A 13,290-nucleotide genomic window follows, 5' to 3' on the forward strand; every position below is an offset into this window, starting at 1 on the left:
TAATAAGTCAATGAAAAGTTTATTTATTTACTCAATAAAATATACAAACTAATCACCAAGACCTTGAATAATAAAAACAAATATTTTATTTATTTATAAAATTTATTTAAATTAATAACTCTTTACTCATTAATAACCCATTGAGATCTGCATAAATATAATCTCCTGGAGAAATCATTTTTCCATTAATAGTGAGAGAAACTTGTTGCTCTCCTGCACCTCTTTTCTCTGTTTTGAAAGGTGAGGTTCCTAGTGCCTTTAGGCCTAATGGCATGGTTTGTATTGCACCGACATCACGTACAACACCATAGACAATCACTCCCTCCCACTGATTTTCAACAGCTAAGGTAGCAACTTGATCACCAAGTAACGCTTTTTGGCGCGATCCATTTCCATCTATGAATAATACTTTGCCCTTTCCATTCTGCTGGAGCACTTCTCTAACCAAAGAATTATCTTTATAACAACGAACCGTTACAATCTCGCCATAAAAACACGCCTTCCCGCCAAAGTTTTTAAAATCGATATCAACTAACTGCACTTTATCTTCAAACTGGTCACAAATATCAGGTAATAAATCCATTTTATGTTCTCCTTGTTTGTAAAATAGGCTATACAATAACAACATTTTTCAAATTTCTTAGTTAGTATTCGCATAGATATTTACAATTTCAATATAGATATGTTTCCTTATTTATTACTACACTCTATTGTTATCGGTTGCTATTGATATAAATCAATAAAATGTATGGAAATAAAAATCGCTTATTGTTAGAGTGGTGTTAAAGGATTAAAATCCTGCTTCTAATGGAGTTTCAGTAAGCAGCTCATCAAATTAGAGCTTTATTTTGTTATTGATTTTATATTCAATAACAACCACCAAGGATGGCGTACCGTTTAGGTTTCAATTCTTCTATATTACTTTTTATTAACTATTGAAGAATCTATTTTCCTATTTGTAAATTTTTTATTATAGAATTAAAATTTGTTAATTCTACTTTTGACTTTAACCAGTTAGTTAGGTACCGCCCATGCAAACCCCACAGATCCTAATCGTTGAAGATGAACACGTAACTCGTAATACGTTAAAAAGCATTTTTGAAGCTGAAGGCTACAATGTTTTTGAAGCTAGCGATGGCGAAGAAATGCACAAGGTGCTTTCTGAACAGCAGCTTAATCTTGTGATTATGGATATTAACCTGCCAGGTAAAAATGGCCTTCTTCTTGCTCGCGAACTTCGTGAACGAGGCGATATGGCATTAATGTTCCTAACAGGCCGTGATAATGAAGTTGATAAGATTTTAGGTTTAGAAATCGGTGCTGATGATTACATCACAAAACCATTCAACCCACGTGAACTGACTATTCGTGCACGTAACTTATTAACTCGTTCAATGAACCAAAACACAGTTGTTGAAGATAAGAAAATGGTTGAGCGCTATGTGTTCAACGGTTGGACTGTAGAAATCAACAGCCGTTCTCTTGTTAGCCCAAGCGGTGAGAGCTACAAGCTTCCACGTTCTGAATTCCGTGCTCTGCTTCACTTCTGTGAAAACCCAGGCAAAATCCAGACTCGTGCAGATCTACTGAAAAAAATGACTGGCCGTGAGCTTAAGCCACACGATCGTACAGTAGATGTAACTATCCGTCGCATCCGTAAGCACTTTGAATCTGTAACTGATACTCCAGAGATCATCGCTACAATTCACGGTGAAGGCTACCGCTTCTGTGGTGACCTAGAAGAGCTATAAGAACCTCTTCTATATAACTTTTAAATAAAATGCCCAGCTATCACTAGCTGGGCATTTTTTTATCTGTATAACATAGTATCAATATACTGTATCAACACTCACGTTTGTTTCAATAACCCATTCACCACTTGCTTTAATCGCTATATCTACTTTTTTATTTGCATCTAAAGTATGGAATGTCTGTCCAGCGATTTCCCAATTATGATTATCTTGAACTCGAACTTCATACTCTTCTTCAGTTACTTCCCAAGAGTCGTCACCTTGACGTAATTCAACACGTTCAATATTCAATTCAGGTGCAATGACTTGTTTTGAGCTCAAGCCTAATGCAAAGTTAACTTTACTCTCATCGCTGTCTTCACCAATTGTTGGCATTTGATCAACCCAAATAGCTGAATTTAATTCAATTTTGGCATTCATCATTTCAATTTTATTATCTTGTTTCCAATCCGCTTCAGATTGAGTCGTCATTTGACAACCAGATAAAGCTGTAATTAGTGTTGCGGCAAATAGTACCTTCTTCATATTATTCCTTACTTATCTTGCTGCTCTAACCAGCTTTTTAAAATTTGAATATCATGTTCGTATTCATTTTTGATTTCTTCAACCCAATCATCAATATTTTCCCACCACGCAGGTAAATCTGGTGATTGTGCTTTCTGTGCGACTTGTTGAATATGCTTTAACCCAATCGAACCTGCTGCACCTTTCATTTTATGCGTTTCAAACACAATGCCATCTTGGTCTCTGGCCGTCATGTTTGTATCAAGTATTTGAATGTATTCTTTCATACTTTTTTCAAACATTTCAATATTTGCATAAATAGGTTTTGTTCCTACTATCTCAATATAAGACTCTAACATTTCTAAATCGAGTAAACATTCAATTAGCTGATCATTTTCAGTCGGCTCAGAAGATACTTCTTGTTCTTGTTGTACGCTTGGAATGTCTGTCTTCTTCTCTGACATTGAAAATTGCTCAAGTACCTCGGTTAACGCTTTAACACTCAGTGGTTTACTTAACGCTTCATCCATTCCATTTTTAAAATACTCATCTTTTTCTTTAAGTAAATTAGCAGTTAATGCAATTAATGGTGGTAAATTATCAAACTTATCACGTAATGTTTTAGCGACATCAAATCCAGTCATATCTGGTAATTGAATATCTAAAAGTGCTAAATCATATTTAGTTGGATCAAATTGCTTTATTGCATCTTCACCACACATTGCTACATCAACTGTATGACCTAAACTTTCTAATAAAGAGCACGCAACCGTGACATTCAATTCAATGTCTTCAAGCATAAAAATACGTAATGACTTTGAGCTTTTTGTTTCCGGCATTGCCTCTTCTTCTTCAACATAATCTACGAGTGGAACATTAATGGTTACCATGAAAGTACTTCCAAAATCGACTTCGCTAGTAACCGTGATATCACCGCCCATTAAGTTAATTAACTCTTTTGATACCGCTAACCCAATCCCTGTCCCTACAGCATGTAAATTATCTTTGCCTTGTTTAACTTGATAATACATCGCAAAAACATTTTCTAATTCTTCCTCAGGAATACCAATTCCCGTATCTTCAATCTCAAAGGTTATCTCTGCGCTATTCTGATGTATGTCCGCACTCACAGACATAACAACCCCACCTTCTTTGGTAAATTTGGTGGCATTACCAACAAGATTCCATAACACCTGTCTTAATCGAGTGCTATCTACACTGATATGAGGCGGTAAATCAGTCAAGCGTTCAAGATCAAAGCGTAACCCTTTTTGCTCTGCCATTAATCCTGAAATATTTTCCATTTCAGTAACAAAACTAATGAAGTCTAACGGTTTAGGGAAAAGTTCTAATTTACGACGATCGAATTTATCCATATCGATAATATCGTTAAAAATATTACCTAATGTAATAGCGCTAACATTAATGGTTCTCATGTAGTTATGTTGTTCATCATCTAAACGAGAATCCAATAACATTCGACTTAAACCGACAATACCATTTAATGGGGTACGTAATTCATGGCTGATGGTTGAAATAAAGGTTGTTTTATCACGGCTCGCCTTCTGTAACGCGTCTTCATATTCCTTACGTTCAGTAATATTTCGTCCAAAACCAACCAAGCCTAAACGACGGCCATCTTTGCTATAAAATGGAATTTTACTCAATTCAAAACACGCTTTGCGGCCATCAGGGTAATCAAGCCATTGTTCATAAGTTAATGCTTGGTTTTCTTGTAAAACTTGTCTATCCGTATCAATAACTTTTGCAGCGACTTCTGCATCGTATACATCTTTAGGGGAGAGGCCTATCAGCTCTTTTTCTAGCTTTCCAGTCAGATGCTCCATGGCTTTATTACAGCCAGAGAATAGACCAAGATCGTTTCGATAATAAATAATATCAGGAGAGGTATCTAAATAAGATCGTAATAATGCAGTTTGTTCAGCTAACTCTAATTGTGCTTTCTCACGCTGAAAAACTTCATTTTCTAGATCTTCCATCGCTTCTTGTCGTGCTTCTTCTGCTTTTTCACGTTCTTCAATTTCTTGATTTAGCTTCTTAACATTCCCTTTAAGCTTTTTATTTAGATCAAGATCTCGAGTACGCATCTCTTCAAGCTTACTCACCAATTTAGACAAGCGTTGACGAGAATCTTCTAAATGTTCAACCACCACAGATAAAAAGAACACCGCCCAAGGCGTGATCAATAAACCAAAAAATACAGAACGAATAATATCGAGATCATTCACTTCACCACTCAGAACAAGCGTCACACCAACTTGAACAATGACGGCGAGTGCAACTAAGGCAATTGCAAGTAATAGACTAAAACGAACAATGCCGAGCCTTACCATAAGGTCGACATAAAATTGCGCGAGAATTTTTAACTGCTTCATAAACATACCCTGATAATATTCACATAAATAATATCAGGGTTAGATGCATTTGAGTTATTTTTTCAGCTCTGGGGCAGTATATTTGAAAGGTTGATCAATCAATGAACCTTGAGGACCACTATTATTTAATGCCATACCGACATTGGTTAATCCTAACCATCTTGGTTCACACCACAATGGAGATAATAGTGTTGGTTGACGTGCGGTTGCTGACACTCGGTGATAAACCACTTCAGGTGGCGTTAAACGAATAAGCTCACAAGCAATATCAACATATTCATCCATTTCTGGTGCGTTAAGTTTACCTGCACGCCATGCTTTCGCCATCGTGCTACCTTCAACGATATGCAAAGGATGCAATTTAATACCATCAGTTCCTGTCGCTAATACTTTATCTAACGTTTGACGGTTGTCATCTCTAGTATCGCCAGGTAATCCAATAATTAAATGCGTACAAACTTTAATACCTAAAGAGCGGGCTTTACGAGTAATGGCATCATAGCAAGCAAAATCATGTCCACGATTAATACGTTTCAATGTTTTATCATTCGCTGTTTGTAGACCTAGCTCTAACCATACTTCATAGCCATCGTCGACGTACCCTTTAAGCAAGTCTAATACCGCATCTGGAACACAATCGGGACGAGTGCCGACACAAAGTCCTACAATATTGGCAGCTTTTAACGCCTCTTCGTACATATTTTTTAAAACTTGTACTTCAGCAAAAGTACTTGTGTAAGCTTGAAAATAAGCCAAATACTTTTTCGCACGCTGAACTTCACCCGCTCTATCGGTCAATTGATCATGAATCGATTTAAATTGTTCTTGTTCGTCAGCAAATGAAGCAACATTACAAAATGTACAGCCACCTTTACCTATTGTTCCATCTCGATTCGGGCAGCTAAATCCACCGTGCAACGTCAGTTTATGTACTTTTTCACCATATCTGCGTTGTAAATCTTGTCCAAAAGTATTTGCTAATTCGTGAAGTTGCATTGGAGTAACCAGTATTAAATCAAGCACTTACTTTACAAATAAAAAGAAGTTTTCTTGTTATTTATGAAAGTTGCTAACTCGTTTGTAAAAAAAGACCGTAAATAATAACGATATTCCGCTATCTCTATTCTAATTTATATCAATAAAAGTCGCATAAACTGGCAATTATTAGAGAAAAACACCGTTTTATATTAAATATTTATTCATTTTGATGAAAAAAAGTGAAATTTACGTGCAACTTTAGTTGGTATTTAATATGACAAAAATGTAGGATAGTTACATCGTTAATTAGTTTAATTTGCCACCAATATGGTTATTGGGGCGTTTCGATAGTGATATCTACCCTCTTTAAGCAAGTACTACGGATAAAAGTATTTGATTGATATCACAATGGATTGGTTAGTTTGCACGTCACAATAAGTGATGCCAGTAAACACCAGAATGGATTCAAACTTGCAACCTCTTGAGACTAACTCACTGCAAGTTCGATTTGAAAATTAGCAAAGGACTAGACAGAAACTTACGTAGAGAAGTTGTGTCTGCATTAAACTGGAAGGAAGTATCTATGGTAGATAGAGAGCAGAATGCACAAGGCATGTATACTCCAGAACTGGAGCATGATGCGTGTGGTATCGGTTTTGTCGCTCACCTAAAGAACCGCAAATCTCATGATGTGGTAACTCAAGCGCTTGATATGCTAGCTCGAATGGAGCACCGTGGCGGTCAAGGCTGTGATCCATGCAGTGGTGATGGCGCGGGTATTCTTTTACAGAAGCCACATGAGTTTTTATTAGAAGAAGCCGTTAAACTCAGCATTAAATTACCTTCTTTTGAAAAATATGGTGTTGGTGTTGTTCTATTCCCTAAAGATGAACACAAACGTCAACAATGTAGAGATATTTTAGAGCGTAATGCACAACGCTTGGATTTAGAAATCCTTGGTTACCGCGTTCTTCCTGTCGATAACTCGATGTTAGGTGATGATCCTCTAAGCACAGAACCACAATTTGAACACGTATTTATTTCTGGTGGCCCATCAATGAGCCCTGAAGAACTAGAACGTAAATTATATGTTTTACGTAACTATACGGTTCGTGTGTGTTTAGAAAGCATTTCAAATATCGGTGATGATTTTTACATTAACTCTCTATCATACAAAACCTTGGTATATAAAGGTCAACTAACGACTGAACAAGTACCACAGTACTTCTTAGATTTACAAAATCCAACGATGGTGACAGCCTTAGCATTAGTTCACTCTCGTTTCTCAACCAATACTTTCCCACGCTGGCGTTTAGCTCAACCATTCCGTTACATTGCACATAACGGTGAAATCAATACTGTTCGTGGTAACTTAAATTGGATGAAAGCGCGTGAAGCGATCATCGAATCTGATTTATTCACTCAACAAGAAATTGATATGCTACTGCCTATCTGTCAAGAAGGCAGTTCTGACTCATCTAATTTTGATATGGCGTTAGAGCTTCTGGTTCTTTCTGGTCGTAGCTTGCCACATGCACTAATGATGATGATCCCTGAAGCATGGCAAGAAAATAAAAACATGGATCCAACGCGTCGTGCATTTTACCAATATCATGCAAACGTTATGGAACCATGGGATGGTCCAGCTTCTGTTTGTTTCACCGATGGTGTACAGGTAGGTGCAACGCTTGACCGTAATGGTCTTCGTCCTTCTCGTTATACTGTGACAAAAGATGACTTCCTTGTCATGGCTTCAGAATCAGGTGTTGTTGACATTGCACCTGAAAACGTAGAATTCCGTGGTCGTTTACAGCCAGGACGTATCTTTGTTGCTGATTTAGAGCAAGGTCGCATTATTTCAGATGAAGAAGTAAAAGATGGTATTGCTAACGCACAGCCTTATCAAAAATGGGTTGAAGAAAACCTATTAAGTTTGAATAAACTGCCTGAAGCAACAAACCAATTCAGTCAACCATCTCCTGAACGTCTACTCAACCGTCAACAAGCGTTTGGTGTGACATCAGAAGAAGTGAATGAAATTATTCTACCATTAGCAAAAACGGCGTATGAACCCTTAACTGCAATGGGTGCCGATTGGCCATTAGCGATTCTTTCACATCAATCTCAGCATTTATCTAACTACTTTAAGCAATTATTTGCACAGGTAACTAACCCGCCGATCGATCCGATCCGTGAGCGTATGGTGATGTCTCTGAATACCTATTTAGGTAAAGATCAGAACTTACTGACTGAAACACCTGAACACTGTCAAAAAGTAGAACTTGAATCCCCTGTTCTTTCTAACTCTGAGTTAGAAAAGCTTCGTGCGATTGATAACGAACACTTACAAGCTAAAACGCTTGATATCGTTTTCCAAGCAAATGAAGATGCAGGTAAACTTGAACGAGCACTTAAACGCATTTGTCAGTATGCAGAAGATGCCGTAATCGATGGTTACTCTATTATCCTTCTGACAGACCGTGCAGTGAACTCAAACCATGCTGCGATTCCTGCAATGCTTGCTGTAGGCGCTGTGCATCACCATCTAATTCGTAAAGGTTTACGTGCTAAATGTGACATCGTTATTGAAACGGGTGACGCTCGTGAAACTCACCACTTTGCAACACTCGTTGGCTATGGTGCTAACGCAGTAAACCCATACCTTGTTATTGAAACCATTGTTGAACTGCAGAGAACAAAGAAACTTGACCCAGAAGTATCAACAAAAGAATATTTTGATAACTACCGTAAAGGGGTTAATGGCGGTCTACTTAAAATTTTCTCTAAAATGGGTATTTCAACACTGCAGTCTTATCATGGCGCTCAGATCTTTGAAGCGCTTGGTATTAGTAAGCCAGTTGTTGATAAATACTTCACAGGTACCGTTTCTCGTATCCAAGGTTTAACGATTGATGATATCGCAAAAGAAGTACTTATCCGTCACCGTGTAGGTTATCCAACGCGCGAAATCCCAGTGCAAGTTCTTGATGTTGGTGGTGTATATCAATGGAAACAACGTGGTGAAAAACACCTGTTTAATCCTGAAACGATTTCACTACTACAAGAATCAACTCGCAATAAAGATTACGCTCAATTTAAGAAATATGCGAAAGCGGTAGATGACCAAGGTGATGATGCGGCAACACTACGTAGCCAACTTGATTTCATTAAAAACCCTGCGGGTTCAATCCCTCTAGAAGAAGTAGAGCCAATTGAGAATATTCTGAAACGTTTTGCGACTGGTGCAATGTCGTTTGGTTCAATTTCTCATGAAGCTCACTCAACACTTGCAGTGGCAATGAACCGCATTGGTGCTAAATCTAACTCAGGCGAAGGTGGTGAAGACCCTATCCGTTTTGAGAAGAAAGATAATGGTGACTGGGAACGTTCAGCTATCAAACAAGTCGCATCTGGTCGTTTTGGTGTTACCTCTTATTACCTAACTAACGCTGATGAGCTGCAAATTAAGATGGCTCAAGGTGCAAAACCAGGCGAAGGTGGTCAACTACCTGGTGATAAAGTCGATGATTGGATTGGTGCAACACGTCACTCTACTCCTGGGGTTGGTCTGATTTCACCACCGCCACATCATGATATTTATTCTATCGAAGATTTAGCACAACTTATCTATGATCTGAAAAACGCCAACCGTAAAGGACGCGTTAACGTTAAGTTAGTATCTGAAGCTGGTGTTGGTACTATCGCTTCTGGCGTAGCTAAAGCAAAAGCTGATGTGGTTCTTATTGCTGGTTTTGATGGTGGTACAGGTGCATCGCCAATGTCATCTATCCGTCATACCGGTCTTCCATGGGAGCTAGGTCTAGCAGAAACACACCAAACGCTACTGAAAAATGGTTTACGTAACCGTATCGTTGTTCAGTCAGACGGCCAAATGAAAACACCTCGAGATCTTGCAGTAGCAACGCTTCTTGGTGCAGAAGAATGGGGTGTAGCAACGGCCGCTCTTGTCGTTGAAGGCTGTATCATGATGCGTAAATGTCATAAAAACACGTGTCCTGTAGGTATTGCAACGCAAAATAAAACACTTCGTGAGCGCTTTGACGGGCGTGTTGAAGACGTGGTGACGTTCTTCCAATATATGGCTGAAGGCCTACGTGAAGTGATGGCTGAACTTGGTTTCCGTTCTATTGATGAAATGGTTGGTCAATCTCATAAACTTAAGGTTCGTGATGACATCGGCCATTGGAAATATAAAAACCTAGACTTAACACCGGTTCTTCATATTGAACAACCACGTGCTGAAGATGGTATTTATAACCAAATTCAACAACAGCATAACCTTGAAGACGTTCTGGATCGCAAACTTATCCAAGCCGCAATTCCAGCATTAGAACGAGGCGAAGCCGTTACTGCTGAATTTGACATCATCAATACAGACCGAAGTGTCGGTACTATGCTGTCAAACGAGATTTCAAAAGTGTATAAAGACCAAGGTTTACCTCAACCGATGAACGTTAAATTCAACGGTTCTGCTGGTCAAAGTTTGGGAGCATTCCTAGCTAAAGGCGTGAAATTTGAAGTTGAAGGTGATGCGAACGATTACTGGGGTAAGGGCCTATCAGGGGGTACACTCGTTCTTTATCCAGATGCGAAATCAACCATTGTCGCTGAAGATAACATTGTTGTTGGTAACGTTTGTTTCTACGGTGCAACTTCAGGTGAATCTTACATTCGTGGTATGGCTGGTGAACGTTTCTGTGTTCGTAACTCCGGTGCCAAAGTGGTCGTTGAAGGTGTTGGTGATCACGGCTGTGAATACATGACTGGTGGGGTAGCTGTTATCCTTGGTTCAACTGGTCGTAACTTTGCTGCTGGCATGAGCGGTGGTATCGCTTATGTTTGGGATAAATCAGGCGATTTTGAATCCAAACTAAATCCTGAACTTGTTGATTTAGACCCTATTGAACAAGAAGATAAAGATCTTCTATTAGAAATGCTAACCAAGCATGTTGAATTCACAGGAAGTGAAGTTGCTCAGTCTTTCTTAGATAACTTTGAAGCTAACTTAGCCTCTTTGGCTAAAGTAATGCCGCGAGATTACAAAGCGGTACTTCAAAAGCGTAAAGCTGAAGCACAACAAGCACAAACGGAAGAAGTGGAGGCAGTATAATGGGTAAGCCTACTGGTTTTTTAGAGCATGGTCGTGAACTTCCAAAGAAAATCGACCCTAGTGTTCGAATTCAAGACAATAAAGAATTCGTCTTAAACGAAGAGTTTGGCGACAAAATTAATACTCAAGCATCTCGCTGTATGGATTGTGGCGTACCGTTTTGTCATAACGGATGTCCTATCGGTAACATTATTCCTGAATTTAACGATGCCGTTTATCGTGATAGTTGGGAAGAAGCATGGAAGATCTTAAGTTCAACAAATAACTTTCCAGAATTTACTGGTCGAGTGTGTCCTGCACCTTGTGAAAGTGCCTGTGTTCTTGGTATTAACCAAGATCCAATCACAATTTGTAATATCGAGAAAACAATTGTCGAGACGGCATATCGTGAGGGCTACGCACAACCGAAGAAACCTCGTTCACGAACAGGTAAAACGGTAGCTATTGTTGGTTCAGGTCCTGCTGGCTTAGCGGCGGCAGAGCAACTTAACAGTGCTGGCCATTCAGTCACCGTATATGAGCGTGACGAAAAAGTAGGTGGACTACTTCGATTTGGTATTCCAGATTTTAAATTAGGAATGGACATCATTGATCGTAAAATCAATTTAATGGCTGATGCGGGTATTAAATTCGAAGTTAACGCTCATATTGGTATTGATGTTAATGCACAACAACTACGACAAGATTTTGATGTAGTTCTACTTACAGGTGGTTCTACCGTGCCACGTGATCTACCAATTCCTGGTCGTGAACTCAACGGGGTTCACTTTGCAATGGAGTTCTTAGGTCAAAATAACCGCCGTGCTAATAACATGGATTTAAAAACCAAAGAAATCCACGCTAAAGATAAACACGTTGTGGTTATTGGCGGTGGCGATACAGGTTCTGACTGTGTTGGTACTTCTAATCGCCATGGTGCAGCAAGCATTACTCAGGTAGAGATCATGCCGATCCCACCAGAAAAACGCCCTGCAAATATGCCTTGGCCTCAATATCCGATGATCATGAAAACAACCACTTCTCACGAAGAAGGCTGTGAGCGTCATTGGAATATTTTAACCAAAGAATTTATCTCTGATAATGCTGGTAATGTAAAAGGTCTTCGTATTGCAGATATCGTTTGGCAAGATGCGAAGCCAGGTGAACGCCCAGGCTTTGATGAAGTTGCAGGTAGTGAACGAGTTATTCCTTGTGACCAAGCCTTCTTAGCTATGGGCTTCTTACATCCAGAACCAACAGGTGTATTAGCACAATTAGACATCAAGCTAGACGATCGTGGTAATGTGGCTACAGATGGCTTTGCGACAAATCAAAAAGGCGTTTTTGCGGCAGGAGATATGCGAACAGGACAATCTCTGGTTGTTCGTTGTATTAATGAAGGTCGTGAATGTGCTCGTGAAATAGATAGCTATCTAATGGGTGGCTCTAACTTAGAAGCAAAAGCAGATTCATTAATGCTTTCTGCTTCATAATTTACTAAATTCAGGTTTCCTTCCAAACCTTTGGCCAACATTTCGATGTTGGCCTTTTTTCTGCTTCATAGCTAAAAATCGACAATTTAAATACGATTTTTAGCTATTTTGTACTTATACTTCTTTAATAAACACCTAAATCTATAATAAAAAGTGGTTAATTATATTTATGAAAAAATTACTTCTCACTTTAGTTAGCACTTCATTACTTGTTGCTTGTAGTCAAAGGACTGAATCAATGGAAGACAAATCAATAGCCCCTTGTGGAGATAAACCCAACTGCATATCAACACTCGATGAGCGTGAGGAGTTTACTGCAAAACCCTTTATATTAACTAGTTCAGCAAATATGAAAGCAATCAGCCATATTGCTAGCCAATTAAAAGGAGCTAAATTAGTCGATATTAATAATGATTACGCCCGCATTGAATGTACAAGCTCAATATTCCGTTTTGTTGATGACTTAGAACTACGAATTTACGGTAATACTCTGATTGTTCGCTCTGAGTCTCGAACAGGTTATTCAGATTTTGGCGTAAACCGTAAACGAGTGGAAAAGCTAAGAACACAATTAGAAGAAAAGGGCCTTATTTCCCAATAAAAAGCCTAACCAACTGAACTACCACTTCGCAGTGTCTACCTTCACTTATACATTTTCTACAGACGTAAAAAAGCCCTAATCTTTCGATTAGGGCTTCTTCAAATAAGTGGCTACGTTAACGGGACTTTCTATCAACCTTGAAAGCGACACGTCCCCTGGCGTGACTGGCCGCTAAGCTCTCTAATAAAAAGCCTAACCAACTGAACTACCACTTCACAGTGTCTACCTTCAGTCATCCATTTTCTACAGATGTAAAAAAGCCCTAATCTTTCGATTAGGGCTTCTTCAAATAAGTGACTACGTTAACGGGACTTTCTATCAACCTTGAAAGCGACACGCCCCCCGGCGTGACTGGCCGCTAAGCTCTCTAATAAAAAGCCTAACCAACTGAACTACCACTTCACAGTGTCTACCTTCACTTATCCATTTTCCACAAACGTAAAAAAGCCCTAATCTT

Annotated in this window: 8 protein-coding genes; 4 read left to right on the forward strand and 4 right to left on the reverse strand. The window is 38.9% G+C overall.

The window, feature by feature from the left end; genetic code table 11:
• Window positions 1-106: 106 nt before the first annotated feature.
• Entirely contained in the window at window positions 107-583 is a 477-nt protein-coding gene (locus GNP81_RS12775; RefSeq protein WP_005420773.1) for a putative 4-hydroxy-4-methyl-2-oxoglutarate aldolase, read from the reverse strand.
• A 448-nt stretch (window positions 584-1,031) separates the two neighbouring features.
• Here GNP81_RS12775 and arcA point away from each other — a divergent pair, with 448 nt between their 5' ends.
• Complete coding sequence (arcA, locus tag GNP81_RS12780; protein WP_005420775.1) at window positions 1,032-1,751, forward strand: two-component system response regulator ArcA; 720 nt, start codon at window positions 1,032-1,034, stop codon at window positions 1,749-1,751.
• Between the two features lie 78 nt (window positions 1,752-1,829).
• On the opposite strand, the gene GNP81_RS12785 is transcribed toward arcA, so the two are convergent.
• From GNP81_RS12785 to mnmL, 3 genes are read right to left on the reverse strand one after another with little or no spacing between them, the layout of a single operon-like run.
• On the reverse strand, window positions 1,830-2,276 hold the full coding sequence (locus GNP81_RS12785; protein ID WP_155673382.1) for a membrane lipoprotein lipid attachment site-containing protein: 447 nt from the start codon (window positions 2,274-2,276) through the stop codon (window positions 1,830-1,832).
• 8 nt (window positions 2,277-2,284) lie between these two features.
• Window positions 2,285-4,651, reverse strand: a complete 2,367-nt coding sequence (gene arcB, locus GNP81_RS12790) for an aerobic respiration two-component sensor histidine kinase ArcB (RefSeq protein ID WP_155673383.1) — start codon at window positions 4,649-4,651, stop codon at window positions 2,285-2,287.
• A 54-nt stretch (window positions 4,652-4,705) separates the two neighbouring features.
• Window positions 4,706-5,647, reverse strand: coding sequence for a tRNA modification radical SAM protein MnmL/YtqA (gene mnmL / locus GNP81_RS12795; protein WP_155669944.1), 942 nt, complete (start codon window positions 5,645-5,647; stop codon window positions 4,706-4,708).
• 565 nt (window positions 5,648-6,212) lie between these two features.
• Here mnmL and gltB point away from each other — a divergent pair.
• The 3 genes from gltB to GNP81_RS12810 all read left to right on the forward strand — a co-directional run bounded on the left by gltB (window position 6,213) and on the right by GNP81_RS12810 (window position 12,833).
• Window positions 6,213-10,760 (forward strand): glutamate synthase large subunit, encoded by a 4,548-nt coding sequence (gene gltB, locus GNP81_RS12800; protein ID WP_011262574.1) that lies wholly within the window; start codon window positions 6,213-6,215, stop codon window positions 10,758-10,760.
• The gene (locus GNP81_RS12805; RefSeq protein ID WP_155669946.1) at window positions 10,760-12,232 is read left to right on the forward strand and encodes a glutamate synthase subunit beta; all 1,473 of its coding nucleotides are present in this window, start codon (window positions 10,760-10,762) and stop codon (window positions 12,230-12,232) included. The genes gltB and GNP81_RS12805 overlap by 1 nt, the downstream gene beginning before the upstream one ends.
• 169 nt (window positions 12,233-12,401) lie before the next feature.
• Window positions 12,402-12,833 carry a DUF1499 domain-containing protein gene (locus GNP81_RS12810; RefSeq protein WP_155669948.1) on the forward strand — a complete coding sequence of 144 codons (432 nt, stop codon included), beginning with the start codon at window positions 12,402-12,404 and terminating at the stop codon, window positions 12,831-12,833.
• Window positions 12,834-13,290 lie beyond the last annotated feature (457 nt).

Source organism: Aliivibrio fischeri (genome assembly GCF_009727955.1).
Taxonomy (GTDB): domain Bacteria; phylum Pseudomonadota; class Gammaproteobacteria; order Enterobacterales; family Vibrionaceae; genus Aliivibrio; species Aliivibrio fischeri_A.